General features: G+C 71.8%; 19 protein-coding genes. 9 read left to right on the forward strand and 10 right to left on the reverse strand.

All coding sequences use genetic code 11. The features are described from left to right. The first annotated feature begins 262 nt into the window (after positions 1–262). The gene (locus BW996_RS01155; RefSeq protein WP_037479094.1) at positions 263–1,930 is read left to right on the forward strand and encodes a Na/Pi cotransporter family protein; all 1,668 of its coding nucleotides are present in this window, start codon (positions 263–265) and stop codon (positions 1,928–1,930) included. 96 nt (positions 1,931–2,026) lie between these two features. Here BW996_RS01155 and BW996_RS01160 read toward each other — a convergent pair whose 3' ends face one another. Continuing rightward, positions 2,027–3,496, reverse strand: coding sequence for an 8-oxoguanine deaminase (locus BW996_RS01160; protein ID WP_037479090.1), 1,470 nt, complete (start codon positions 3,494–3,496; stop codon positions 2,027–2,029). A gap of 113 nt (positions 3,497–3,609) precedes the next feature. On the opposite strand from BW996_RS01160, the gene BW996_RS01165 reads away from it, so the two are divergent. The 4 genes from BW996_RS01165 (at position 3,610) to BW996_RS01180 (ending at position 10,717) form a co-directional block, all read left to right on the forward strand. Continuing rightward, entirely contained in the window at positions 3,610–5,169 is a 1,560-nt protein-coding gene (locus BW996_RS01165; protein WP_037479087.1) for a pyridoxal phosphate-dependent decarboxylase family protein, read from the forward strand. Positions 5,170–5,171: 2 nt separating this feature from the next. Next, on the forward strand, positions 5,172–6,395 hold the full coding sequence (locus BW996_RS01170) for an ATP-grasp domain-containing protein (protein ID WP_139330684.1): 1,224 nt from the start codon (positions 5,172–5,174) through the stop codon (positions 6,393–6,395). Between the two features lie 71 nt (positions 6,396–6,466). Then, the gene (locus tag BW996_RS01175) at positions 6,467–8,008 is read left to right on the forward strand and encodes a hypothetical protein (RefSeq protein WP_076458499.1); all 1,542 of its coding nucleotides are present in this window, start codon (positions 6,467–6,469) and stop codon (positions 8,006–8,008) included. A 126-nt stretch (positions 8,009–8,134) separates the two neighbouring features. Next, complete coding sequence (locus BW996_RS01180) at positions 8,135–10,717, forward strand: GspE/PulE family protein (protein WP_051631648.1); 2,583 nt, start codon at positions 8,135–8,137, stop codon at positions 10,715–10,717. A gap of 38 nt (positions 10,718–10,755) precedes the next feature. On the opposite strand, the gene mutL is transcribed toward BW996_RS01180, so the two are convergent. Beyond that, positions 10,756–12,693: a DNA mismatch repair endonuclease MutL gene (mutL, locus tag BW996_RS01185; protein ID WP_076458466.1), complete on the reverse strand. Its 1,938-nt coding sequence runs from the start codon at positions 12,691–12,693 to the stop codon at positions 10,756–10,758. 25 nt (positions 12,694–12,718) lie between these two features. Beyond that, positions 12,719–13,840: an ABC transporter substrate-binding protein gene (locus BW996_RS01190; RefSeq protein WP_037483477.1), complete on the reverse strand. Its 1,122-nt coding sequence runs from the start codon at positions 13,838–13,840 to the stop codon at positions 12,719–12,721. Positions 13,841–13,986: 146 nt separating this feature from the next. Here BW996_RS01190 and BW996_RS01195 point away from each other — a divergent pair, with 146 nt between their 5' ends. Continuing rightward, a complete protein-coding gene (locus BW996_RS01195) occupies positions 13,987–14,640 on the forward strand; it encodes a DedA family protein (protein WP_037483474.1) in 654 nt (217 codons plus the stop codon). Positions 14,641–14,644: 4 nt separating this feature from the next. Here BW996_RS01195 and BW996_RS01200 read toward each other — a convergent pair whose 3' ends face one another. Genes BW996_RS01200 through tsaE form a run of 3 tightly spaced genes read right to left on the reverse strand, consistent with a single transcriptional unit; the run spans position 14,645 to position 18,163 of the window. Then, positions 14,645–16,078 carry an alpha/beta hydrolase family protein gene (locus BW996_RS01200; protein WP_081838194.1) on the reverse strand — a complete coding sequence of 478 codons (1,434 nt, stop codon included), beginning with the start codon at positions 16,076–16,078 and terminating at the stop codon, positions 14,645–14,647. A 55-nt stretch (positions 16,079–16,133) separates the two neighbouring features. Further along, positions 16,134–17,633 carry an N-acetylmuramoyl-L-alanine amidase gene (locus BW996_RS01205; protein ID WP_081838193.1) on the reverse strand — a complete coding sequence of 500 codons (1,500 nt, stop codon included), beginning with the start codon at positions 17,631–17,633 and terminating at the stop codon, positions 16,134–16,136. Between the two features lie 32 nt (positions 17,634–17,665). Beyond that, positions 17,666–18,163, reverse strand: coding sequence for a tRNA (adenosine(37)-N6)-threonylcarbamoyltransferase complex ATPase subunit type 1 TsaE (gene tsaE, locus BW996_RS01210; protein WP_245801897.1), 498 nt, complete (start codon positions 18,161–18,163; stop codon positions 17,666–17,668). Positions 18,164–18,166: 3 nt separating this feature from the next. Between tsaE and queG the strand changes: the two genes are divergently transcribed. Continuing rightward, positions 18,167–19,270 (forward strand): tRNA epoxyqueuosine(34) reductase QueG, encoded by a 1,104-nt coding sequence (queG, locus tag BW996_RS01215; protein WP_169740579.1) that lies wholly within the window; start codon positions 18,167–18,169, stop codon positions 19,268–19,270. 21 nt (positions 19,271–19,291) lie between these two features. On the opposite strand, the gene BW996_RS01220 is transcribed toward queG, so the two are convergent. After that, positions 19,292–20,203 (reverse strand): AEC family transporter, encoded by a 912-nt coding sequence (locus BW996_RS01220; protein ID WP_037483471.1) that lies wholly within the window; start codon positions 20,201–20,203, stop codon positions 19,292–19,294. A 116-nt stretch (positions 20,204–20,319) separates the two neighbouring features. On the opposite strand from BW996_RS01220, the gene BW996_RS01225 reads away from it, so the two are divergent. Further along, positions 20,320–21,294, forward strand: coding sequence for a tripartite tricarboxylate transporter substrate binding protein BugE (locus BW996_RS01225; RefSeq protein ID WP_081838192.1), 975 nt, complete (start codon positions 20,320–20,322; stop codon positions 21,292–21,294). An 86-nt stretch (positions 21,295–21,380) separates the two neighbouring features. On the opposite strand, the gene BW996_RS01230 is transcribed toward BW996_RS01225, so the two are convergent. Together BW996_RS01230 and BW996_RS01235 are read right to left on the reverse strand one after the other, a co-directional pair. Then, the gene (locus tag BW996_RS01230; protein ID WP_037483469.1) at positions 21,381–22,331 is read right to left on the reverse strand and encodes a porin; all 951 of its coding nucleotides are present in this window, start codon (positions 22,329–22,331) and stop codon (positions 21,381–21,383) included. A gap of 242 nt (positions 22,332–22,573) precedes the next feature. Further along, a complete protein-coding gene (locus BW996_RS01235; protein ID WP_037483492.1) occupies positions 22,574–23,326 on the reverse strand; it encodes an amino acid ABC transporter permease in 753 nt (250 codons plus the stop codon). 280 nt (positions 23,327–23,606) lie between these two features. Here BW996_RS01235 and BW996_RS01240 point away from each other — a divergent pair, with 280 nt between their 5' ends. Further along, positions 23,607–25,793, forward strand: coding sequence for a putative bifunctional diguanylate cyclase/phosphodiesterase (locus BW996_RS01240; protein WP_162177991.1), 2,187 nt, complete (start codon positions 23,607–23,609; stop codon positions 25,791–25,793). Here BW996_RS01240 and BW996_RS01245 read toward each other — a convergent pair. Then, positions 25,742–26,581, reverse strand: coding sequence for a basic amino acid ABC transporter substrate-binding protein (locus BW996_RS01245; RefSeq protein ID WP_037483466.1), 840 nt, complete (start codon positions 26,579–26,581; stop codon positions 25,742–25,744). The two genes, BW996_RS01240 and BW996_RS01245, sit on opposite strands and share 52 nt — an antisense overlap. Between the last annotated feature and the right edge of the window lie 73 nt (positions 26,582–26,654).

Genomic DNA, 26,654 nt, shown 5'->3' on the forward strand with positions numbered 1-26,654 from the left:
AGGGCCTTGGGCATCAGGGAGCTGGCACGACTCATGAACGACTCATGATGAAAAAATCGGTTCCGAACGATCCACCGGAACATGCCGGTGACCTACGCAATACGGAGGCCAGTCTGTCGCAGCACTTCACGACCCGGTTTTCAGGAACTCCCGAAAACTGTGCATTCGACTGTATACAGTTGGTGCATGTGCACGCCATCGGCGCATTCCCGAGGCCTGGAACATCGGGCGCGGTGGCCGGGCTGGCTCCGAAGGGGGGATCATGCTGCATCTGCTGAACCTGTTCGCTGCGATCGCGCTGCTGATCTGGGCCACCCAGCTGGTGCGCACCGGCGTGCTGCGCCTGTTCGGCGAGAGCCTGCGCCGCATGCTGGCCGCCAGCATGGGCGCCTGGCCCAAGGCGATGCTTTCCGGCATGGTGGTGACCTGCATCGTGCAGTCGAGCACCGCGACCTCGCTGATCGTGTCGTCCTTCGTCGGCAAGGGGCTGGTGGCCACCGCGCCGGCGCTGGTGGTGATGCTCGGCGCCGACATCGGCACCAGCGTGATGGCGCTGGTCTATTCCTTCGATCTGTCGTGGCTGTCGCCGCTGCTGATCTTCGTCGGCGTGGTCGCGCACCTCTCGCGCGAGAAGAGCAGCACCGGCCAGCTCGGCCAGATCGGCATCGGCCTGGGGCTGATCACGCTGGCGCTGCAGCTCATCGTCGAGAGCACCCGGCCGCTGGTGGAGGCGCCGCTGGTGCGCACGCTGCTGGTGTCGATCCCCAATGATCTGGGCATCGAGCTGGCGGTGGGCGCAGTGCTGGCGATCCTGTCGTATTCCAGCCTGGCGGTGGTGCTGCTGGTGGCGACGCTGGCCGATCAGGGGCTGGTGCCGGTGCCGACCGCGCTCGGGCTGGTGCTGGGTGCCAATCTGGGCCGGGCGCTGGTGGCGGTGCTGTCGGTGCTGCGCTCGGACGTGGCGACGCGGCGCCTGCCGATGGGCACGCTGGTGTTCAAGATCGCCGCCTGCGCGCTGGCCGCGCCCTTCATGGCGACCTTCCATGTCTGGCTGCAGGAGGGGGTGCCGCAGGTGCTGCAGCAGATCGTCGTCTTCAACCTGATCTTCAACGCGGCGCAGGCGCTGCTGTTCGTGCCGGTGGTGAAGCCGCTGGCGCAGGCGCTCGAGCGCTGGATGGCGCCGCCGCCGCAGATCGACGAGCGCACGCCGCGCCACCTCGATCGGCTGGCGCTGGACACGCCGTCGCTGGCGCTGAGCTGCGCCGCGCGCGAGGCGCTGCGCCAGGCCGACGCGGTCGAGACGATGCTGCGCGGCATCGTGCCGGTCATCCGCGGCAACGACCTCGGCGAGGCCGAGCGGCTGCGCAAGATGGACGACGTGGTCGATGCGCTCTACAGCGCCATCAAGCTCTACCTGACGCAGATCTCGCGCCAGCCGCTGTCCGAGCGCGAGAGCCAGCGCTGGACCGAGATCGTCTCGTTCACCATCAACATGGAGCAGATCGGCGACATCATCGAGCGGGTGCTGCAGGACGTGGAGGACAAGAAGATCCGCAAGCAGCGCCGCTTCTCCGAGGCCGGCATGGCCGAGATCATCCATCTGCACGAGCGGCTGATGGCCAATCTGCGCCTGGGCATGAGCGTGTTCCTCGACGGTCATCCGCGCGATGCACAGCGCCTGCTCGAGGAGAAGGCGCGATTCCGCGAGCTCGAGCATGCCTATGCCGGCAAGCACCTCGACCGGCTGAAGGAGAACACGGCCGACAGCATCGAGACCAGCTCGCTGCACCTGGACCTGATCAGCGACCTGAAGCGCATCAACTCGCACATCTGCTCGATCGCCTACCCGATCCTGGAGCCGGCCGGCGCGCTGGCCAAGACCCGGCTGCGGCCGTCGCGGATGGCGGGGCTGGATGATATTCGGGGGTGATCGCGGCGTGCCGGTGCGGCCGCAGGCAGGCAGCCACGAGGTGCCGCAGTGACGGTGGGGTGTGGGCCCTCGCCTTCGCGAGGGTGCCGGCGGGTGTCAGCCCGGCGTGTCGCTGCCTGCCACCAGCACCCGCGCCAACCGATCATGCCGCTCCACCAGCGGCCCCAGATCCACCGTCGTCAACTCCCCCTCACGCACCAGCACCCGCCCCCCGACGATGTTCCACGCCACCGACGGGCTCGCGCACAGCAGCAGCGCCGCCAGCGGGTCATGCACCGCGCCGCCGGCCATCGCCAGACCGCCCGTGGGCCACAGCACCAGATCGGCCGCCATCCCCACCGACAGGTGCCCGATGTCGTCGCGCCCGAGCACCTTCGCGCCGCCCCGCGTGGCGATCTCCAGTGCATCGCGCGCCGTCATCTCCGCCGGCCCGAGGTCGCAGCCGTAGCGCAGCACGCCGCCCGCGTCCCTCTCCGGCGGCTGCATCGCCCGCCCGACCCGCGCCAGCAGCAGCGCCTGACGCGCCTCGTTCAACAAGTGCGCCGCGTCGTTGCTCGCGCTGCCGTCCACGCCGAGGCCGACCGGCACGCCCGCGTCCAGCATCCGCCGGATCGGCGCGATCCCTGAGGCCAGCCGCATGTTGCTGCATGGGCAGTGCGCGACCCCCGTGCCGGTCGCGGCAAAGCGCGCCAGGCCGTGCGCGTCGAGCTTGACGCAGTGCGCGTGCCACACGTCCTCGCCCAGCCAGCCCACGCTCTCGGCGTATTCCGTGGGCGTCATGCCGAACTTGAACTGGCTGTAGGCGAGGTCGTGGTCGTTCTCGGCCAGGTGGGTGTGCATCCGCGCGCCGAGGCTGCGGGCCAGCGCCGCCGAGTCGCGCATCAGCTCCCGGCTGACCGAGAACGGCGAACACGGCGCCGCCACCACGCGCAGCCGGCTGTAGCGGCCGTTGTCGTTGTAGGTCTCGATCAGCCGCTGCGTGTCGGCCAGGATCGCGTCCTCTCGCTCGACGAGGTGGTCCGGCGGCAAGCCGCCCGCCGACTCGCCCACGCTCATGCTGCCCCGCGCGGCGTGAAAGCGCATGCCGACCTGCTGCGCCGCCTCGATCTGGTGGTCGAGCGTGACGCCGTTCGGGTAGATGTAGAGGTGGTCCGAACTCGTCGTGCAGCCCGACAGCAGCAGCTCGGCCATCGCGACCTGCGTCGAGACCTGCACCATCTCCGGCGTCAGCCCGGCCCAGATCGGGTAGAGCGTCTTCAGCCAGCCGAACAGCTCGGCGTTCTGCGCGGCGGGCACGGCGCGGGTCAGCGACTGGTACATGTGGTGGTGCGTGTTCACCAGCCCCGGCGTGACGACGTGGCCGCGCGCGTCGATCACCTCGCCATGGGCGCGCACCTCGTCGAGGATCGGCGCCGGCACCTCGCCCGCCGCGTAGACCGCCGCGATCTGCTCGCCGCGGATCAGCAGGCTGGCGCCGCGCAGCTCGCGGCGGGTGTCGTCGAAGGTGGCGATCAGGTCGGCCTGATGGACCAGCAGCGGGCGGGGCAGGGCGGCGGGCGTGCTCATGGATCGATTGTCCAGCAAGCCCCGTGCCCCGCCGCGATCCTTCTTGGCGGGCCGGCTTTCCCGCTCTCATCCCGCTAATGTTTTCCCGATCCGGCAAATAACCTCGTGTCACGATGACTGACACCGCCGCCTGTTCGCCGACCTCGCCGACGTCGCTGGATCCCGCCGATCCGGCGGCCTGGGAGGATTTCCGCGCCCAGGCCCACCGCATGCTCGACGACATGATCGGCCACCTGCGCACGCTGCGCGAGCAGCCGGTCTGGCGGCCGATTCCCGAGGCGCTGCGCGCGCGCTGGCGCGAGCCGCTGCCGGCGCAGCCGGTGCCGGTGGCCGAGCTGCATCGGCGCTTCATGGCCGAGGTGCTGCCGCATGCGGTCGGCAACGCGCATCCGCGCTTCATGGGCTGGGTGCAGGGCGGCGGCACGCTTGAGGGCCTGCTGGCCGAGATGCTCGCCGCCGGGCTGAACGCCAATGTCGGCGGCCGTGACCAGATGCCGCTGGAGGTCGAGCGCCAGGTGGTGCACTGGATGCGCGAGCTGTTCGATTTTCCCGACACCGCCTCCGGCCTGCTGGTGACCGGCTCCTCGACCGCCAACCTGATCGGCGTGCTGGTGGCGCGCACCCGCGCGCTGGGCGTCGATTCGCGCCGCGACGGGCTGGGCGCGGACGGCCTGCGGCTGGTGGCCTACACCAGCGCGGCCGCCCACGGCTGCGTCGCGCAGGCGATGGCGATCGCCGGGCTGGGCAGCGCGGCGCTGCGCCGGGTGCCGGTGGACGCCGATCACCGCATCGAGGTCGCTGCGCTGCGCCGCATGCTGGCGGCCGACCGCGCCGCCGGCCTGCAGCCCTTCCTGGTGGTGGGCACCGCCGGCACGGTCGATGTCGGCGCGATCGACGATCTGGAGGCGCTGGCCGATCTGTGCGCGGCCGAGCGGCTCTGGTTCCATGTCGACGGCGCCTTCGGTGCGCTGGCGCGGCTGTCGCCCCGGCTGGCGCCCCGCCTGGCCGGCATCGAGCGCGCCGACTCGCTGGCGCTGGACTTCCACAAGTGGGGCCAGGTGCCCTACGACGCCGGCTTCGTGCTGGTGCGCGATCAGGCCGCGCAGCTGGCGGCCTTCGCCTCGCCGGCGGCCTATCTGGCGCGCCATCCGCGCGGGCTGGCGGCCGGCTCGCCTTGGCCCTGCGACCTCGGGCCCGACCTGTCGCGGGGCTTCCGGGCGCTGAAGGTCTGGTTCACCGTCATGGCCCACGGCCGCGAGCGCCTGGGCGCGGCGATCGCCGAGAACTGCCGCCTGGCGCGCCGGCTGGCCGAGCGGGTCGAGGCCGACCCACGGCTGGCGCTGCTCGCGCCGGTGGCGCTCAACATCGTCTGCCTGCGCTATGTCGGCGCGGCGGCGGACCCGGCCGACGGCCCGCGTCTCGACGAGGCCGCGCTCGACGCGCTCAACGCCGAGCTGGTCGCCGACCTGCACGAGAGCGGCGTGGCCGCGCCGTCCACCACCATGATCGGCGGGCGCACCGCGGTGCGCGTCGCGCTGGTCAATCACCGCACCGTCGAGGCCGACCTCGACCTGCTGCTCGAGGCCCTGCATCACTTCGGACAACTGCGCCTGCGGCAGGCGCGGGTGTCCGGCGCAGGCCTGCCGATCCTTTCCGACGAAAGCTCCCGATGACCGTGACCGCTTCCCCGATTGCCACCCGCAAGCCGCTGCTGGGTCTGGCCACGCTGATGACCCAGGCCTTTCGCGGCACCGATCTGCGGCCGCTGGCGCAGGCGCTGATCGATCGCGCCGGCGCCGACGAGCACGATGCCGAGGCGCTGATGGACCTCTCCACTGCGCTGTTCCTGCAGGGCCTGCGCGAGGTCGGCCTGGCCACTCAGGCGCAGGCGCTGCAGGTCAGCCGCCTGTACCGGCTGGAGGCGCCGTGCCCGCCGGCCCAGGGCCGGCCGCTGCGGCTGCTGGCGCTGATGATGCCCGGCGACCTGATGACGAATGCGCCGCTGCCCTTCCTGTGCGAGGGCAGCGACATCGAGCTGTCGATGCTCTACCTGCTGCCGGGCGAGCCGCTGCCCGAGACGCTGCCGCCGCATGATGTGGTGTGGACCGCGGTGTCGGAGTCGGCCGCGAGCCGCCCGCTGCTGTCGCGCCTGGAGGCGCAGCGCGCGCGCTGGGGGCTGCGGCAGGTCAACCGGCCGGGCGCCATCCTGCACACTTCGCGCGACGAGGCCTGGCAGATGCTGCACGATGTGCCGGGCCTGCTGATGCCGGCCACCGCGCTGCATGAGCGCGGCGTGCTGCAGGAGCTGGCCGAGGGCACGCGCCCGCTGGGCACGCTGCTGCCCGACGCCGCCTGGCCGCTGATCATCCGTCCGCTCGACTCGCATGCCGGCCACGACCTGGAGAAGGTCGACACGCCGGCCGCGCTGGCGGGCTACCTGGCGGCGACCGCCGGCGAGGCCTTCTACCTGTCGAGCTTCATCGACTACCGCGGCGCCGACGGCCAGTTCCGCAAGTGCCGGGTCGTGCTGGTCGGCGATCAGGCCTTTGCCGGCCATCTGGGCGTGTCCTCGCACTGGATGGTGCATTACCTGAACGCTGGCATGACCGACTGCCCGCTCAAGCGCCAGCAGGAGGCCGAGTTCATGACCGGCTTCGACACCGGCTTCGGCGCGCGCCATGCCGAGGCGCTGCGCCGCATCGGTGCGCGCTTCGGCCTGGACTATCTGGTGATCGACTGCGCCGAGATGCCCGACGGCCGCCTGCTGGTCTTCGAGGTCGATCCGGGCGCGGTGGTGCACTCGATGGATCCGGAGGACATGTTTCCGTACAAGCACCCGGCGATGCGGCGTGTCCGGCAGGCCTTCCGAGCCCTGCTGGCACGGCAGGCTGGCCGATGACGGCGCAGATCGAGCACCGCGCCTCGTCCATCGTTCTGCGCACTCTGCTGTCCACCCGCTCTCACGCCGCCATGGCCACCGCCTCCACGCTGATCGACGACCCCGAGCTGGCCGAGGCGACCGCCTACTGGCTGACGCAGGGCGGCGACACGCGGCTGCAGCTCGATGCGCAGGGCCTGAACCTCTACGGCTGTCCGTCCCGGCCCGATCCGGGGCTGATCGCGCTGGGCTCGTCGACCGCGTCGGTGGTGTCGGCGCGCGGCTTCGAGGCAGCCTCGCGGCTGATGCTGCGTCTGGGCGCCGATCCGGGCTGCTGGCCAGGCGAGGTCGACCGGGTGCGTGCCGAGCTGCTGGCGCTCTCCGGCGCGGACCAGGTGCCCGGCACGCAGGTGGTGCTGTCGGCCTCCGGCACCGATCTGCACCTGATCGCCAGCCAGCTGCTGGCCGATGGCGACGAGACCGCCGCGCCGCTGCAGGCCCTGATGGCCGATCCGGCCGAGACCGGCAGCGGCGTGCCCAAGGCGCTGGCTGCGCGCCACTTCAACACCCGCAGCGCCCAGGGCGCGACGGTGGTGCCCGGGCTGGCTCTGCCCGGCAGCGCGATGGAGGCGCCGCGCACCGTCGCGCTGCGCGAGATGGACGGCCGGCCCCGCGCGGTCGAGCAGATCGATGCGGATTTCACCGCCGAGGCCGAGCGCATCCTGCGCGCCGGCCGGCGCTGCCTGCTGGTGCTGGTCGACGTGTCCAAGACCGGGCTGGTGGCGCCGTCGCCGGCCTGTGCGCTGCGGCTGCGCCACCGCTGGGGCGAGCGGCTGGAGGTGCTGGTCGATGCCTGCCAGTTCCGGCTGGCGCCGGAATCGGTGGCGGCCTGCCTGCGCCAGGACTTTGGCGTGGCGCTGACCGGTTCGAAGTTCCTGGGCGGACCGGTCTTCAGCGCGGCGCTGTTGCTGCCGCCGGCGCTGGCGGCGCGGGCGCGGCGCCGGCCGCTGCGCTCGCTGCGGGCCTACAGCGCCCGCGGCGACTGGCCGCGGTCCTGGCCGGGCGCGCGCGAGCTGCCCGGCAGCCCGAACCCGGGCCTGCTGCTGCGCTGGGAGGCGGCGCTGGCCGAGCTGCGCCGGCTGCGCGAGGTGTCGCAGGCCGCGGTGTCCGGCTTCCTGCGCGAGTGGGGCGACGCCGTCTCGGCGCGGCTGACCGACGATCCGGTCTTCGAGCCGCTGCCGGTCACGCCGCTGGCGCGCTCGCGCGACTGGCGCACCCGCGGTGTCGACACCGCCTCCTGGGATCTGCAGCCGACGATCTTTCCCTTCCTGCTGCGCCGGCGCGAGGGCCCGTCCTGGCGGCCGCTGCGTCCGGAGGAAATGGCCTGGCTGTACCGACAGATGCGCGAGCCCCAGGCGGGCGAGCGTGTGCCGCTGCTGGCGCAGCTGCGCTTCCAGATCGGCCAGCCGGTGGTCTGCGGCGTGCGCGACGGCCAGGCGCTGACCGCGCTGCGTCTGTGCGTGGGCGCACGCGACATCTCGGCCGCCACCGCCGGCGCGCGCGGCACCGCCGAGGCGCTGACGCAGGCGCGGCTGGCGCTGGACAAGCTGGCCTGGCTGATCTCGCGGCTCTGAGCGGCGGGCGGGCTTGGTACTGGTGCGGGCCGCAGCGCCGCATTGGGGGCTCATTTCCGGCCTTCGCCGGCCGGGTGACCTGCCTAGCATCGCGCCGAGAGCCTTGCCGCCCCTTCTGGAACGCCCATGTCCGACCTGTCCGAGCTTCCTTCCCAGCCCGCCCCCGAGACGGGCGCTGCCTCGCTGCGGTCCGCGCTGGCCCCGGCCGCCCGGTCGCGCCGCGCGGCGGCCGAGCCTTTTGTCTGGCCGATGCCGCCGTTTGCGTCCTATCCACCTGCTGAGCCGCAGCGCGAGCCGCTGGCCGTCGAGATCGAGGGGCGCAGCGGCAACCTGATGAGCGGACTGCTGGTCGCGCTGGAGCCAGCCGCCGGCATCGCCCGGGTGCAGGTGCCGCCGGACCGGGTGTCGCTGCCGATGCGCTTCGACCAGATCCGCCGCATCACGCTGCAGGCGCCGATCCTGCCGCTGTCGCGCCGCGAGGGCCTGCCGGCGCCCGCCGAGCCGCTCAGCGAGGCGCAGGCGCAGGTGCTCGAGCACCATCCGGCCCAGCCCTTCACCGTGCATCTGGCCGGCGGCGGCAGCTTTGGCGGGGTCACGGTCGGGCATGTCGAGAACGAGGTCGGGCTGTTCCTGTTCATGCCGCTGGACGACCGGGGCGCGGTCCAGTGCAGCCTGCTGCCGCGTGCGGCCTATGACCGGGCGGTGCTCGGCGAGCGGCTCGGTGCGCTGCTGGTCGAGGAGGCTGCGGTCACGCCGGCGCAGGTCGAGCAGGCGATGCAGATCCAGAAGCGCTCGCGCGGGCAGAAGCTCGGCGAGATCCTGGTCGCACGCCAGATCGTCACGCCCGACCAGCTGCTGGCCGCGCTCGACAAGCAGGCGCGCATGCCGATGGTGCGTCTGGGCGAGGCGCTGGTGGCGCTGGGCTACCTGCGCGAGGAGCAGCTCCACGAGGTGCTCGGCCAGCAGGTCAGCGAGCGGGTGCAGCCGCTCGGCGAGGTGCTGCTCGAGCGCGACTGGGTCACGCCGCAGCAGCTGCGGGTGGCGATGGCGCGCAAGATGGGCTATCCGGTCGTCAACCTGACGAATTTCCATCCGCAGAACGAGGCGTTGGCGCGGCTGCCGCTGGAGACGGCCCGGGTGCTGGAGGTGCTGCCGCTGGTGCACCGCGCCGGCCGGCTGGTGGTGGCGATGCAGGACGTGTCGCGCCAGGCGGTGCTCGAGCAGCTTGCCGAGCTCAGCGGCTGCGCGATCGCGCCGGCGCTGGCCGGTGCCGGCGACCTGAAGGCGGCGATCGAGCGCGCCTACGCCGATCTGCCGGTGCCGGTCGATCCGGAGGCGGCCGACACGCCGGCCACCCTGCCGGCAGCCACCGCGCCAGCCTCCTCGGCGTCGACCGGCTCACCGGCCGACAGCTCCCGGCCGGCGGGCGAACCGCGCGAGGCGGAGGGCGTGCGGGCCGGCCGCGACCATCCGGTGCAGCAACTGCTGGTCACGCTGGTGGCCGACGCGATGGGCAAGGGCGCCAGCGCCATCCACATCGAGAACCACCCGAGCGAGGACAAGCTGTGGGTGCGGCTGCGCCGCGACGGCCGCATGGAGCCGCACACCGAGCTGCCCGGGCGCTGGCGCACCGGGCTGATGGCGCGCATCAAGTCGCTGGCCGAGCTGGACGTGGCCGAGCACCGCCGGCCGCAGTCGGGTCGGCTGGCCTTCGCGCGGCTGATGCCGCAGCACCGCATCGAGTTGCGGGTGACCACGCTGCCGACCCACGGCGGGATGGAAGACATCGTCATCGGCCTGCCGACCCGGCTCAAGGCGCTGAAGTTCGAGGCCCTGGGCCTGAGCGCGCCTGACCAGGAGCGCCTGGGCGCGCTGCTGGAGCGCCCGGGCGGTGGCCTGATCCTGGGGGTCGGTCCGGCCGGATCCGGGCGCACCACCACGCTGCTGGCCGAGCTGAGCCGGCTCAACCAGCCCGAGCGCAAGATCGTCTCGCTGGGCGAGCGCCTGGAGGCGACGCTGCCGGGCGTGCGCCAGATCGAGGTCGATGCCCGCGCCGGCCGGCCGATGGCCGCCGCGCTGCAGGCGGTGCTGCAGGCCGATGCCGACGTGATCGCGATCGACGGCCTGCGCGATGTCGACAGCGCGCAGCTCGCGCTGGAGGCGGCCGCCGCCGGCCGCCTGGTGCTGGCCACCACCACCGGCCGCAACACCGCTGAGGCGGTGCAGCGCCTGCTCGACCTGGGCGTCGATCGCTGGCTGCTGGGCGACACGCTGCAGGCGGTGCATGCGCAGCGCCTGATGCGCCGGCTCTGCAGCAGCTGCCGGATGAGCCGCTCCGCGCGCGAGCCCGAGATCGCCGAATGGATCGAGGGCCATTTTCACGGCGGCCATGTCGAAGCCGCCGAAGAGGCGCGCGAGCAGCTGCGCGCCGACTGGCTGATCCGCCACGGCCGCGACGGCAAGCTGCGCCGCTACCACAGCGCCGGCTGCGAGCGCTGCCGCGGCACCGGGCTGCGCGGGCGTGCGGTCGCGCATGAGCTGATGTTCGTCAGTCGCGAGCTGCGTCGCATGATTCGCGCCGGTGCGCCGGCCTGGAACCTGCACCGCCAGGCCCTGCAGGAAGGCCTGCGCACGCTGCGCCAGGATGCGGTCGAGAAGATGCTGGCCGGGCTGGTCAGCATCGACGAGGTGCGCACCGTCAGCGACTGAGCGCACGACTGCACGCGCGACTGCGCGTGCGTAGGGCCTCAGCGCCCGCGCAGGAACAGCGTGTCGAGCTCGCGCAGCGTGACCTGGCGCCAGGTCGGGCGGCCGTGGTTGCACAGGTCGGCGCGCTCGGTGCGCTCCATGTCGCGCAGCAGCGCGTTCATTTCCTCGATGGTGAGCCGGCGGCTGGCGCGCACCGCGCCGTGACAGGCCATCGTCGCCAGCAGCTCGTCGCGGGCGCGCTGCACCAGGGTGCTGGCCTCGTGCTCGGCCAGATCCGCCAGCACCGAGCGCGCCAGCGCGGCGGCATCCGCCCCCTGCAGCGCCGCCGGCACCGCCCGCACCGCCAGCACGCCCGGCGACAGCGGCGCCACATCCAGCCCGAGCTGCTGCAGCGTGTCCGCATGGGTTTCCGCGGCCGCCACCTCGGCCGGCGTGGCCGCGAAGGTCGCGGCGATCAGCAGCGGCTGCGAGGCCAGCGCGCGATCCTGGCCGTCGCCGTGCGTCTCGGCCACCGCCCGCTTGAGCCGCTCGTAGACGATGCGCTCGTGCGCGGCGTGCATGTCGACGACGATCAGGCCGTGGCGGTTCTCGGCCAGCACGTAGACGCCGCCGAGCTGCGCCAGCGCGCGGCCCAGCGGCCAGTCGCTATCGGTGGACTCGGGCGTGGGCGCGTGCGCGGGCACCGGGGGCGTGACGGGGGCGATGGCCCGGGCGGGTTCCGATGCGGCGGGCGCCGGCGCGGGCGCACGCCACGGCGCCGGCAGCTCGCGGGCGTGCAGCTGCGCGGCCTGTTCGAGCAGCAGCCGGCCCTGCACCGGCGCCGGCGCGTGCCAGGCGGGGGCGGGACGCGGCGCCGGTGCGGGCGAGCGCTCCGGTTCGGGCACCGACACGGGCGGCGCCTTCGGGGCCGGCAGGGGCGCCTCGGCCGCCGCGGCTTCGGCCGGCGCCGGGCTGCTGCGCGAGGGTGCCAGCGCCGCCTCGACCGCACGGCGCACCGCCTGGTGCACCTCGCGCGAATCGCGGAAACGCACCTCGGTCTTGGTCGGATGCACGTTCACGTCCACCCGCTCCGGCGCGATCTCCAGGAACAGCACATAGCTGGGCTGGCGGCTGCCGTGCAGCACGTCCTCGTAGGCGGCGCGCACGCCGTGCGCCAGCAGCCGGTCGCGCACATGGCGGCCGTTGACGTAGACGTACTGCAGGTCGGCGCGGGCGCGTGCGGTCTCCGGCAGGCCGGCACGGCCGCGCACCGACAGCGGCCCGAGCTGCAGCGCCACCTCGCGGCTGTCGCGCGCGAAGGCCTCGCCGAGCACGTCGCGCAGGCGCTGCTGCGCGTCGCCCGGGCGCCACTGCTCGACCAGCCGGCCCTCGTGCCAGACCTCGAAGCCGACCTCGGGCCGCGCCAGCGCATGGCGGCGCACCGCCTCCAGGCAGTGCGCCAGCTCGGTGGCGTCGGACTTCAGGAACTTGCGCCGCGCCGGCGTCGAGAAGAAGAGCTCGCGCACCTCCACCGTCGTGCCGACGGCGCGTGCGGCCGGCTGCAGCTCGCCGGTGCGGCCGTCGATGCGCTGGGCGTGCAAGGCCTCGGGCGTGCGGCTGGTGATCGACAGCTCGGCGATCGAGCCGATCGCCGCCAGCGCCTCGCCGCGAAAGCCCATCGTCATCACCTGCTCGAGCTCGCCCAGCGAGACGATCTTGCTGGTGGCGTGGCGGCGCAGCGCCAGCGGCAGCTCCTCGGGCGCGATGCCCTGGCCGTCGTCCTCGATGACGATCGAGCGCACGCCGCCGGCGATCAGCCGCACGGTGATGCGGGTGGCGCCGGCGTCCAGCGCGTTGTCGACCAGCTCGCGCACCACCGAGGCCGGGCGCTCGACCACCTCGCCGGCGGCGATCTGGCTGATCAGCTCGTCGGGCAGCTCGCGGATCGGGCGGCGGGAGGGTGGGGCCAGCGGGGCGGTCGTCGGGGGCAGGGTCATGCCCCGGATTGTAGGAAGGTGCGCTTCAGCCCAGGTACCGGCCGGACTCGCTGCGCTGGACCAGATCGACGAAGCGCGAGCCGCCCAGGTCCTGGCGGCTGAAGTCGATCGCCATGCCGGCGACGAAGAGCTGCATCACCCGCAGCGTCGCGGTCAGGCGCGGGCGCTGCAGCTGCCCGCCGCAGCGGCGCAGCGCCTCGATCAGCACCTGCGCGTCGATCCAGCCCGCCAGGCTGGCGTAGCCGATCTCCACCCCGGCAGCGCGCGCCTGCTGGCGGTAGAGCTCCATCTGCCGGTCGGTCTCCCGCCAGGGGTTGGGGGTGACCTGGGTCAGCGCCAGCCCGCGCGCCTGCGGGCCGATGCGGCGCATCGCCTCGTCGTCGCCGACGATCGACAGGCCGAAGAAGGCCGGATGGCGCTTCAGCCCGGTGGCGGTGGCCATCATGGCCGCGGCCTGGCTGCCGGGCACGAACAGCACCACCGCCTGGGGCGACAGCGCCATCAGCTTGCGCGAGGCCTCCTGCGCGGTGGCGTCCTCGGCGGTCAGCGCGGCCGATCCCACCACCTGCAGCCGCTGCGCGGCCAGCGCATCGCCGATCAGCTTCAGGCCTTCCTGGCCGAAGGGCGTGGCGGTGTGTGCGATCGCCACCCGCTGCAGCCCGACGGTGGCCAGGTGGCGCGCCAGCACCTCGGCTTCCTGGGCGTGGCTGGCACGAGGAAAGAAGCCGACGCCCCGGCACAGCGAGCGCACCGAATCGGCCACCGCCACCGCGCCGACCGCCGGCACGCCGTGCTCGCGCAGCAGCGGCTCGAGCGCGGCGAGGCTCGGGCTGCCGGCGCAGCCGAACAGCGCCAGCGCCTGCTGCTCGACGATCAGTGCGCGTGCCAGCGCCAGCGCACGCGCCGGATCGCCGCCATCATCCAGGTCCGCCCAGCGGATCGGCCGCCCGCTGATGCCGCCGGCCGCATTGCTGGCCTCGAAGGCCAGGTTCGCGCCGGTCGCATGGGCGCGCGCCATCGCCGCAGTCGGCCCCTGCTGCGGCGCGGTGCGCCCGATCAGGATCGGGGTGGCTGCGGCCCGCGCACGAGGCGGCAGCAGGCCCAGCGGCGCGGCAGCGCCCGCCAGGACAAGACTTCTCCGGTGCATCGATTCGTGCTTTTCTGGGCGTCAACCCCGTGTTTCGTGGGGGCGAGTGTGCCCAGCGCAAAAAGTCCTGTCCCCTGCTGAAATTCGTGGATCCGGACCAGCGTGACGTAATGCGCACAACACTTCGGATGCTAATCTCGCCGCCCATGGACATGATTCCCTTCCTGATCGACTTCATCCTCCATGTGGACAAGCACCTGGCCGAGTTCATCGCGGCCTACGGGGCCTGGGTGTACGCGCTGCTGTTCGCGATCATCTTCGTGGAGACCGGCCTGGTGGTGATGCCTTTCCTGCCCGGTGACTCCCTGCTGTTCGTCGTCGGCGCGATGTGCGGCGCCGGGCTGATGAACCTGCCGCTGGCGATGGCGCTGCTGCTGGTCGCGGCGGTGCTGGGCGATCAGGTGAACTACTCGATCGGTCGCCATTTCGGCCCGAAGGTCTTCCAGTGGGAGAACTCGCGCTTCTTCAACAAGCGCGCCTTCATGCAGGCGCACGACTTCTACGAGCGCCACGGCGGCGTGACGATCATCATCGCGCGCTTCATGCCCTTCATCCGCACCTTCGCGCCCTTCGTGGCGGGCGTGGCCGAGATGACGCGCGCGAAGTTCGTGATGTTCAATGTCGTCGGCGCGATGCTCTGGGTCATCGGCCTGACGCTGGCGGGCTACCTGTTCGGCAACCTGCCCTGGGTGCAGGCCAATCTCAGCAAGATCATCTGGGCGCTGATCATCATTCCGGGCCTGATCGCGATCTTCGGCGCCTGGAAGGCGCGTCGCAACGAGGCCCGCGCCGCGGCCTGAGCGCTCAGGGCCGGCGGATGCCGGCCGCCGGCGGCGGAAACTCCAGCGGCGACTGCGGTCCGCGCATCGGTACCCGCGCCTCCAGCGCGGCGGGCTGGTAGCTCGCCGCAAAGCGGCAGTCCTGCGTCGGATTCCAGCGAGACGGCAGCGCGCGGCAGCGCTGCTCGAGCGCCGCGCCATCCGGCCGGGCGCCACCGCCGGCCCAGTCCAGCAGCGCGTCGACCGCGCTGACATAGGCCGCATCCGACAGGTACTCGTGACCGGCATCGCGGGTGTAGGCCTGCGCGAGCCGCTCGGCTGCGCCGGCCTCGGTGACGGTGTCGCGGAAGCGGCTCTCCATCTCGACGAAGGCGACCGGGTCGTCGATGCCGTGCAGCGCCAGCGTCGGCAGCAGCAGCCGGCCGGTGGGGTCGCCGTCGCGGGCCAGCTCGGCACGGGCGGCCAGGTCGGCGCGCAGCCGCGGCACGCGCCGGTTCAGCGCCTCGTCGTCGGCGCTGCCGCTGTAGATCACGCCCTCGTTGGTGAAGGGATTGCGCGCACCGAGCTTGCGCACCGTCAGCTCGCGGAAATGCCAGGTCGCCCACTGCAGATGGCCGATCAGCGCGGTTTCTGGCAGGCGCAGCACGCGGGTGAGCGTGTCCAGGCGCTTCTGCTGCTCGGTGCTGCGCTCGGCGCGCGGACGCTGCACGCCGGTGCAGTCGTCGACCCGTTGCGCGACATCAAGCCGGGTCAGCGTCGACTCCGGCGGCATGCCCATCCACAGCGGATAGACCGGCTCGTCCGGGCGCGGATGGTTGTTGCAGACCGCCTGGTAGACCGCGCGCAGGTCGACGCGCACGTCATAGGCGCGGGTGGCGCCGGCCAGCACGCCGCTGCTCAGCAGCACGCCGTCGTAGGGCTGCGGGCCCGGCGCGGTCTGGCCGGGGCGGATGTCGGGCGTGGTGTAGCGCTCGGCCATGCGCGCGGCCACCGACGCGCCCCAGCTCTGGCCGTGCAGCACGGTGCGCCGCGGCTGGCCCAGCGCCTCGACCGCGATGCGGCGCAGCCGGTCGACATCCTCGCCGGCGGCCAGCACCTCGAAGCCGCCCTGGCGGTAGCTGGTGCCGGCCCAGGCGTGGCCGGCCTGCAGCATGACCTTCCAGCGCTGCAGGTCGCCGGTGACGCGTGCCAGCGTCGGCTCGCCCAGCGACGGGCCGCCGTGCGCGTGCACCACCAGCACGCCGCTCCAGTCCTTCGGCACCGCGATCCAGTACCAGGCGCCGAGGTGGTCGCGCCCCGACAGGCAGCGTGTGGCCTCGGGCAGACCGGCGGGGCAGACCCGCTCGCTCGGCGCGGCGGGCCGCTCGGGCGCGGCGGCACGGGCCATGGGCAGCGACAGGGGCAGCAGCGCCGCCGCCGCAAGGGCGGTCAGCGCCGGACGAAAGAAGGGTGGGGCCATGCGGGAGCTCATGCGCGCAGATTACTGCACCCGCATGACGTGGCCGCCCCCGGGTTCAGAGCATGCGCACCCGCGCCAGCGGTGGATTGCGCGCGAAGTAGCGGGTGATGCCGACATACAGCGCCCGGACCAGCTGCGACTGGTAGCCCGGATCGCGCAGCTTGTCTTCCTCTTCGGGGTTCGAGATGAAGGCGGTCTCGACCAGGATCGAGGGAATGTCGGGCGCCTTCAGCACCGCGAAGCCGGCCTGCTCGACCTGCTGCTTGTGCAGCCGGCCGACCTGGCCGATGTGGCCGAGCACCTCGCGGCCGATGCGCAGGCTGTCCTGGATCTGCGCGGTGGTGCTCATGTCGAGCAGCGTGCGCATCACATGCGCATCCTTGCTGCGCACATTGATGCCGCCGATCGCGTCAGCCGCGTTCTCGCGCTGGGCCATCAGCCGGGCGGTGGTGCTGGTGGCGCCGGAATCCGACAGCGCGAACACCGACGCGCCGCGGGCCTTCGGCGTGATGAAGGCGTCGGCATGGATCGAGACGAACAGGTCGGCCTGCACCCGCCGGGCCTTGCGCACCCGCTCCTGCAGCGGCACGAAATAGTCGCCGTCGCGGGTCAGCATCGCGCGCATGCCCGGGCGGGCGTTGATGCGCTCCTGCAGCTGCCGGGCGATCGCCAGCACGACATCCTTCTCGCGCAGGCCGGTCGGTCCGATCGCGCCGGGATCCTCGCCGCCGTGGCCCGGGTCGATCGCGACGATGACCAGCCGGTTGATGCCGCCACGACCGGGCGGCACCGCGGGTGCGCCTTCCGCCGGCGCCGGTGCGGGCGAGGCGGCCACACGCGGCGGCTGGGGCGATGCAGACGGCGGCACCGGTGCGCCGTCCTGCGGCGCCACCGGGCGATCGACCCGGCCGATGAATTCGCCCAGCGCATCCTCGATGTCGGAGGCCGCCCGCTGCGAGGCCTCCGCGCTGTCGGCGCTGTTCGCGCTGTTCATGCCGCTTGCGCTGACCGGCGCCTTCGCGACCGGTGCGCTCTCGCGCTCCTTGACCAGGCTCAGCAGCGGGTCGGGTGCCTTGCTCGGGTAGAGGTCGAAGACCAGCCGGTGGCGATAGGGCGAGATCGGCGCGAGCGTGAAGACCTGCGGCGCGACCTGGCGCTTCAGGTCGAAGACCATGCGCACCCGGCGCGGCTGGTTCTGGCCGATGCGCACGCCGGCGATCTGCGGATCGTCGCTGCCGACGCGCGCCACCAGCTCGCGCAGCTGCGCGCTGAGCTCCAGCCCGTCGATGTCGATGACCAGCCGCGCCGGGCCTTCGGTGATGAAATGCTGCGCTTCCAGCGCGACATCGGACTCGAGCGTGACCCGGGTGTAGTCGGCCGAGGGCCAGACCCGCACCGCCACCAGCGTCGCACCGAAGGCCAGATCGCCGGCGCCCAGCGTCAGCACCAGCGCGCCGGCCTGGCGCAGCCAGCGGCGGCGGTCGCTGGCCGGCTCCTCGGGAGCATCGGCGTGGCGGAGTGTTTCTTCCTGGGGGGCATGGAACGGGGTGGTCATGATCGGGTCCTCCTCGCGTCCGGTTCTTCAGTTCATCGGGCTGGGTTCATCAGGCCCAGGGCGTCCAGCAGCTGGCGGCCTTCGGGGCTGCCTGCCTGCCAGGTCACCTGGCGCCGTCCGTCGGTCTGCAGGTCCAGGGTCAGCACCAGATCGGGCTGGGGCAGCAGGCCGGCCGCCTTGTCGGGCCACTCGACCAGCTTCAGCCCGGGGCTGGCGAACAGGTCGCGAAAGCCGGCATCTTCCCATTCCCGCGGGTCGCCGAAGCGATAGAAATCGAAGTGCCAGACGCCCAGATCCGGCCAATCCGGCAATTCGTGCGGCTCGACGATCGCATAGCTGGGGCTCTTGATCCGCCCCTGCACGCCCAGCGCGCGCAGCAGGTGGCGCACGAAGGTGGTCTTGCCGGCACCGAGCGTGCCATGCAGGGCGATGCAGGCGCGGCGGACCTGCGGCGCGCGGGCCAGCGCCTGCGCGGCGGCCTCGCAGTCGGCCTCGTCGGCCCAGGTCTGGTGGCGGGTTTCTAGAATCACCGGATGACGGATGACGATCGGAATGAGGGGCAGCCGGCCCTGGACGGGCCTCGGCTGGTGCGGCAGCTGCGCGAGTGGGCGCATGCGCTGGGATTTTCCCAGATCGGCGTGGCCGATGTACATCTGGCTACAGCCGAGCCGGGTCTTCTGGCCTGGCTGGAGGCGGGCTTTCACGGCTCGATGCAGTACATGGCCGCGCACGGCCTGCGCCGCGCGCGGCCGGCCGAGCTGGTGCCGGGCACGGTGCGGGTGATCAGCGTGGCCATGCCCTATCTGCCGCCGGACACGGGCACCGACTGGCGCACGATCGAGCATGCCCGTGCGCAGCAGCCCGGCGAGGCGGTGATCTCGGTCTATGCCCGCGGGCGGGACTATCACAAGGTGGTGCGCGCGCGGCTGCAGCGCCTGGCCGACCGGCTCGCCGCCGAGATCGGCCCCTTTGGCCACCGGGTCTTCTGCGACTCGGCGCCGGTGCTCGAGGTCGAGCTGGCGGGGCGCGCCGGCCTGGGCTGGCGTGGCAAGCACACGCTGCTGCTGGACCGCTCGGCCGGCTCGATGTTCTTCCTGGGCGAGCTCTTCGTCGACCTGCCGCTGCCGGTGGACGCGCCGGCCGAGCCGCGCTGCGGGCGCTGCAGCGCCTGCATCGACGCCTGCCCGACCGCGGCCATCGTCGCGCCCTACCGGCTGGATGCGCGGCGCTGCATCAGCTACCTGACGATCGAGCACGACGGCCCGATTCCGGTCGAGCTGCGCGCGGCGATGGGCAACCGCATCTACGGCTGCGACGACTGCCAGCTGGTCTGCCCGTGGAACAAGTACGCGCGCACCAGCACGCTGGCCGACTTCGACGTGCGTCCCGGCATGGGCGGCGCGACGCTGCTGCAGCTCTGGGCCTGGGACGAGGCGAGCTTCCTGCGCCGCACCGAGGGCAGCCCGATCCGGCGCATCGGGCATGCGCGCTGGCGGCGCAATCTGGCGGTGGCGCTGGGCAATGCCTGGCGCGAGACGGGCGAGCCGGCGCTGGCCGAGGCGCTGCGCGCCGCCCGCGACGGCGCCGACGCGCTGCTGGCCGAGCACATCGACTGGGCGCTGGCGCAGCGGGCGTGAAGGGCGCGCGCCGTGGGGTGCTCAGCCGCCGTGCAGCGCCTGGAAGGCCGCCAGCGCCAGCGGCAGGCCGATCATGCCCAGCAGCGTCGAGGCGGTGACCAGCCCGGCGACATACGGCCCGTCGCCGCCCATGCGCGCGGCCAGCACGAAGCAGCTCGACGCGGTGGGCATCGCGGCGAACAGCAGCAGCACCTGCGCCTGTCCGGTCGGCAGCCCGAGCAGCAGGCCCAGCCCCAGCCCGACGGCCGGCAGCAGCGCATGGCGGATCGACAGCAGCGCCGCCGCCAGGCCGGGCGCCTTGCGCAGCCCGCCGAACTGCAGGCCCGCGCCCACCGCCATCAGCCCCAGCGGCAGCGCCGCCGCGCCGATGCGCGAGAGCGTCGTGGCCACCGGCGTCGGCAGCTGCAGGCCGGCCAGATTGCAGACCAGTCCGGCCACGGTGGCCAGGATCAGCGGATTGCGCACCAGCTCGGCGCCGATGCGGTGGCCGCCGTGGCGCGCCAGGCTCCAGACCGCGCCGACATTGCACACCGGCACGCACAGCGCGATCAGCAGCGCCACCCAGGCCAGCGCCTGCGCGCCGCCCAGACGCTCGGCCAGGGCCAGCGCGACATAGGAATTGAAGCGGAAGGCCACCTGCGCGCCGCTGGCCTGCAGCTTCGGGTCGATGCCCGGCAGCCCGCGCAGCGCGGTCGCCAGCGCGATGCCGGCCAGCACCGTCAGCACGCCGCCCGCCGCCAGGCCGGCGGTGGCGGCCGGCGCCAGCGGGCTGCGCACGATCGACACGAACAGCAGCACCGGGAACAGCAGCCAGTAGACCAGCCGCTCGACGCTGTCCCAGACCGGGCGGTTCAGCGCGGTGCGGTGGCAGATCGTCCAGCCGGCGACGATCAGCAGGAAGTCCGGGAGCAGCAGCAGGGCGGTGTCGAGCATGACCGCAGCGTAGCCCGACGCTCGAGGTTTTCCACTACGCGCGATCCACAGCCGCGGCGGCGGCCTTAGGATCGCGCGATCCTTGTCCTTGCTGCCGCTTTCCTGGAGTCCGCTGAATGAATCGTCGTCCGGTCCTTGCTGCCCTGGCCTCGCTGGCCGTCGCTCCGTTGTCGCTGCCGGTGCTGGCGCAGAGCTATCCGTCCAAGCCGGTGCGCGTCGTCGTGCCGTTCGCGCCGGGCGGCACCACCGACATCATCGCCCGCATCCTGTCCGAGCGCATGGGCGCGGCGCTCGGGCAGACGGTGGTGGTCGAGAACAAGGCCGGTGGCGGCGGCATCGTCGGTGCGGCCGAGCTGGTCAAGGCACCGGCCGACGGCCATGTGCTGGGCATGGCCACCGTCTCGACGGTGGCCTCGAACCCGGCGATCAATCCGCGCACGCCCTACAACCCGCTGAGCGACTTCACGCCGATCATCAATCTGGCGGCCACGCCCAATGTCATCGCGGTGCATCCGAGCTTTCCGGCGCGCGACTACAGGACGTTCCTCGAGGTGCTGAAGAAGAGCCCGGGCCGATATAGCTACGCCAGCTCCGGCACCGGCGGCATCGGGCATCTGCAGATGGAGCTCTACAAGAACCTGGCCGGTGTCTTTGTCACCCACATTCCGTACCGCGGCGCGGGACCGGCGCTCAATGACACGGTCGCCGGTCAGGTGCCGATCATCTTCGACAACCTGCCCTCGGCGCTGCCCTTCATCCGCGAAGGGCGGCTGATCCCGATCGTGGTGGCCGCGCCCGAGCGTCTGGCGGTGCTGCCGAACGTGCCGACCTTCAAGGAGGTCGGGCTGGAGCCGGTCAACCGCATGGCCTTCTACGGCTTCGTCGGCCCGAAGGGGCTGTCGCGCGAGGTGGTCGACAAGGTTTCGGCCGCGGCACGGCGCACGCTCGAGGATGCGTCGGTCAGGAAGCGCATCGAGGACACCGGCTCGCTGATCGTGGCCAACACGCCCGAGCAGTTCGCCGCGCAGATCCGCTCGGAGTTCGAGGTCTACCGGCAGGTCGTGGAGAAGCAGAAGCTGACGCTGGAATGAAGAAGGGCCGGTCGCGAGACCGGCCCTTCTGCATGGCTTGTCTTCTGACGGACCGGCCGGGCCGGTCCGCGATCCCGAAGGATCGATCAGAAGTTGTGGCGCACGCCGACGGCGACCGAGCTGAAGTCGGCGCCTTCGACACCGGTGGCGTAACCGACGTTGGCCTTGTTGTCGACCTTGGTCACGAAGCCGTAGACCTTGGTGCGCTTGCTCAGGTTGTAGTTGTAGCCGAGCGTGGCCTGGGTGGCTTGGGTGTTGGCCACGTCGCCGATCTTGCCGGCGTAGCCGACGTTGACGTGGAACTCCGAGGCGCCCAGGGTGTACATGCCGGCGACGCGGAAGGCGTTGCGCGACACGTCATCGCTCTTGGTGCGCTGGGCGTAGGCGGCCAGCGTGAACGGGCCCATGCCGTAGGAAGCGCGCACGGCGAACTGGTTGTCCTGGTCGGCCTTGGTGTAGCCGGCGCCCAGTTGCAGCGCGCCCAGGTCGTAGTTCACGGCCAGGTCGACCGGACGCTTGCCGCCGGTGCCGGCGGTGGCTTCGGCGATCGAGGCTTCAGCCCACAGGCCCTTGACGAATTCCGGAGTGCGGTAGGCGACCTTGTTCACGTCGCTGCCGAAGTAGCTGTACAGCGCGTCGGCCGAGGTGCCGGTGTCGTGGTTGTGCATGCTCACCACGTCGGCGGTGGCATTGATCGATTCCTGGGTGAAGTTGCCCAGGCGCAGCATGCCCAGCTTGCTCGACAGGTAGACCTCGGACTGGCGGCCCCAGAAGGTCGAGGCAGCAGCGCCGGTCGTCGGGTCGAAGCCGTGCTCGATGATGAAGCCGGCCTTCAGGCCGCCGCCCAGATCTTCTTCGCCCTTGAAGCCGATGCGCGAAGCGGTGTTGTTCAGCTCGACCACGGCGTCGGCGCTGCCGACCTTCTGGCGCTCGGCGGTCACGTTCAGGCGGCCGTACAGGGTGACGGAGCTTTGGGCGAGAGCCGCACCGGAGGCCAGGGTGGCCAGCACGGCCAGAGCGATGGAGCGCTTGATCATGAGTTTCGTCCTAGAGGAGAGGAGTGAATTCGGGGTCCACGGCTTGCTCGAAAGGCGCCGATTGCGATCCATTCTAGGAGCGAAGATTCGGGGATATGCTGATTTGACGCGCTTGACGTGACGGAAGACGGTGTGTTTCGTTGTGATGAAACAACGCGGCACAAGGCTTGTGCAGCCACCGCCTCCGTCCCGGGCGTGATGCACCACACAGGGCTTGAGGCGGTGCCGCCACGTCCGGCGTGTCAGCGGCCGCGCAGGTGTGCCGGGGCCTCCAGCCGCCGCGCCAGCATCGTCAGGACCAGGGTCAGGATCAGGTAGATCGCCGAGATCGCCAGATAGGGCTCCCAGTAGCGCGAGTAGGCGCCGGCGACGGTGCGTGCGGCCAGCGCCAGCTCGGCCAGGCCGATGGCCGACACCAGCGAGGAGTCCTTGATCAGCGTGACGCCCTCGTTGACCAGCGCTGGCACCATCCGCCGGAAGGCCTGCGGCAGGATCACGAAGCGCATGCTCTGCGCGTGCGTGAAGCCCAGCGAGTAGGCCGCCTGCGTCTGGCCGAGGTGAATGCTCTGGATGCCGGCGCGGAAGATTTCCGAGATGTAGGCGCCAGCATTCAGGCTCAGCGCCACGCAGCCGGAGAAGAAGGCGCCGTGCTCCTGGCGGAAGGTGCGCGCGACCTCGCCCGACAGCAGCAGGCCGGTCTCGGGATGGACCAGCGCCGGCATCAGCGCGAAATGCACCAGCAGGATCTGCACGAACAGCGGCGTGCCGCGGAAGAAGGTGACATAGGCGGTGGTCAGGCCGCGCAGCAGCTTCATCAGCAGGGCCGTCGTGCCCGAGCGGGGCTTCGGTGCGCTGGCCGAACTGCTGATCAGGCCGAAGGCCACGCCCAGCACCAGTCCGGCCAGGATGGCCACCAGGGTCAGCTTGATGGTGGTCACCACGCCAGCGGCGAACAGCGGGCCGTAGCCGGCGAGGATGTCCCAGCGAAGATCCATGATCGGGAAGGAAGGAAAAGAGGGTGGAAGGTTCGGGACGGGCGGGTCGTGCCCGTGGCAGGTGCGCGAGTCTACGCGCCACGCCGGTCGATGTTGAGCCGGACCCACCCTGAGCGGCAGGGGCCCGTCTCGGCACAGCCCGTGCATGGCGCCGCCATGACTTCAGCGAGCAAGAGGGGTGCCATCGCAGAATATGTCACGAAAAGGAGCAATTTCTCTTGGGCGCGACCGCTTCCTGAGGTCTACTGCAGTGCATCAATTTCTCGAGGTCGTCGGCATCATGGACGCTCAGGGAGTCGGAGCAGACGCGCGTGGCGCCAGCGGCGTCGCGGCGCAGGACGGGGGCAGCCTCTGGGCCGCCGGGGCCGATCTTGCGCGGATTCTTTTCCGGGGCCTGCCGGATCTGGCCTGGCTGAAGGATCCGCAAGGGCGCTATCTCAGCTGCAACGCCGCCTTCGAGCGCATCGTCGGCTGCAGCGAGGCCGAGCTGCGCGGTCGCACCGATGTGGATGTCTTTTCCGCCGAGGAGGCCGCCTTCTTCCGCAGCAACGACCGCGGCGCGCTCGAGCGCGACGGGCTGCATGTCAACGAGGAATGGCTGACCTTTCGCGATACCGGCGAGCGCCGCCGCTACGAGGTGCTGAAGACGCCGCTGCGCGGTCAGGACGAGGTGCTGATCGGCGTGCTGGGCGTGGCGCGCGACATCACCCGCCAGCATCACCAGGACGAGGCGCTGCGGCTGGCCGCGCGCATCTTCGAGTCGGTCGGCGAGTCCATCCTGGTGACCGACGCGGCAGGCGACATCGTCGCGGTCAATGCCGCCTTCAGCCGGATTTCCGGCTATCCGGCCCAGGAGGTGATCGGCCGCAATCCGCGCCTGCTGCGCTCCGGCCGCCAGGGGCCGGCCTTCGCGGCCCGGATGTGGCGCCAGCTGGCGGTGCACGACCGATTCCAGGGCGAGTTCTGGAACCGGGCGCGCGACGGCCGGCTGTATCCGCTGCTGCAGACCATCACCGTGCTGCGCGACGAGGTCGGGCGCATCACCCACTATGTCGGCGTCGGCGCCGATCTGTCGCGCCTGCACGAGGCCGAGCAGCGCTCGCATCACCTGCGGCTGCATGACACGCTGACCGATCTGCCCAACCGCCAGGTGATCGCCACCCGGCTGCACGAGGCGATCGAGACTCGGCGCGGCAGCGATCGCTCCGGCGGGGTGACGCTGCTGGTCATCGGACTCGATGGCTTCAAGTCGATCAACGACTCGCTGGGCCACGCCGCCGGCGACCGGGTACTGGTCGAGATGGCCGAGCGGCTGCGGGTGCTGGCCGGCGGCCAGAGCTTCGTCGGCCGGCTCGGCGGCGATGAGTTCGTGGTGATGCGGGTCGATGCCGGGCTGGAGCGGGTGCAGGCCGAGGCGCGCGACTGGCTGGCCGCGCTGGCCGAGCCGATCGAGCTGCAGGGCCATGCGGTGACCATCACCGTCTCGATCGGTCTGGGGCATTTTCCGGAGGACGGCGACAGCGCCGACACGCTGCTGCGCCACGCCGAGAGCGCCTTGCGTGGCGCCAAGGGCGAGGGCCGCAACACGCTGCGCCGCTACGACCCGCTGCAGCACCAGGCCTCGCTGGAGCGGCTGCTGCTGCTGTCGTCGCTGCGCCGGGCTGTGCCGGCCGGCGAGCTGCACGCCTGGTACCAGCCCAAGCTCGACCTGCACAGCCGCGAGCTGGTCGGGGCCGAGGCGCTGGTGCGCTGGCTGCATCCTGAGCTGGGCTGGGTGTCGCCGGCGCAGTTCATCCCGGTGGCCGAGCAGACCGACCTGATCGTGGCGATCGGCGAGCGCATGCTCGACACCGTCGCGGCGCAGGTCGCGCGCTGGCACGCGCAAGGCCGCGGCTGGCTGCCGGTGGCGGTCAATCTGGGCGCGCGCCATTTCGCCGACGCCGGCCTGCCGGCGCGGCTGCAGGCGCTGCGCGAGCGCCACGGCCTGCCGCCGGGCGTGCTGGAGCTGGAGATCACCGAGTCGATGCTGATGACCGCCGGCGGCGCGCCCGAGCAGCGTCTGGCCGAGCTGCGCCAGGCCGGCGTGAAGCTGTCGATCGACGACTTCGGCACCGGCTACTCGAGCCTGTCCTACCTGAAGCGACTGCCGGTCGACACGCTGAAGATCGACCGCAGCTTCGTCGCGGCGATCGAGAGCGACCGCCGTGACCTGAGCATCGCCACCACCATCATCGCGCTGGCGCGCGGCCTGGGCCTGACGGTGGTCGCCGAGGGCGTCGAGACCGAGGGCCAGCGCGAGCTGCTCGAGCAGGAAGGCTGTGCCCAGGGCCAGGGCTGGCTGTTCGCGCACGCGATGCCACCGGCCGAGTTCGAGACCTGGTGGCAGGTCTGGGCCCCGTCACCGGGGCGGCAGGATCACTTCGATGCGGAAGCGGCGGCCGGCGCGGCGCCGAACCAGCTGGCGTAGATCTTGTCGTAGGTGCCGTCGGCCTTGATGTCGGCCAGGCCCTTGTTGATCTTCTCCAGCAGCTCGGCATTGCCCTTCTTGACGACGATGCCGTACTGCTCGGGCGTGAAGGAGGTGTCGCTGACGGTCTTGAACTTCGAGCCGGCGTTGTTGGCCACATAGTGGATGACCACGCCGTTGTCGGCCACGACCGCGTCGACGCCGCCCGACTCCAGCTCCTTCAGCGCCAGCGGGGTCGACTCGAAGCGCTTGATCGCGGTGCTTTCCTTGCCGATCAGCTTGGTCACCACCTCGTCGCCGGTGGTACCGGTCTGCACGCCGACCTTCAGCGTCTTCAGGTCCTCGAACTTGGCGACCTTGGAATCTTCCTTCACCGCGATCAGCTGCTGCGCGTCGAAGTAGGGCGCCGAGAAGTCCATCGTCTGCTTGCGCTCATCGGTGATGGTGATCGCCGACACCAGCAGGTCGCGGTCGCCCTGGGCGACGGTGTTGAACATGCCCTCCCAGGGCGTGTTGACGAACTTGACCTGGATGCCGGCCTTCTGCGCCACCGCCGAGACCACGTCGATGTCGAAGCCGACGATCTCGCCCTTCTCGTTCTGCGACTCGAACGGCGCGTAGGCGGCATCGGTGCCGACCACATAGACCCGTGCGGGCGGCGCATCCGCGGCCGAGGCGGCCGCCGCCGGCGCGGCTTCTTCCTTCTTGCCGCAGGCGGCCAGGGTCAGCGCGACGGCCAGGGCGGCGCCGGTCTTCAGGAAACGTCGGGTGGTCAGGGAGATCGTCATGGAAGTCCTTCTGGGAATACAGGAGTACCTTGCAGTTTAGGGGCCGTCCGCACGGGTGGCCACTGCCCGGAGC

This window comes from Sphaerotilus natans, from assembly GCF_900156335.1.
Classification (GTDB): domain Bacteria; phylum Pseudomonadota; class Gammaproteobacteria; order Burkholderiales; family Burkholderiaceae_C; genus Sphaerotilus; species Sphaerotilus natans.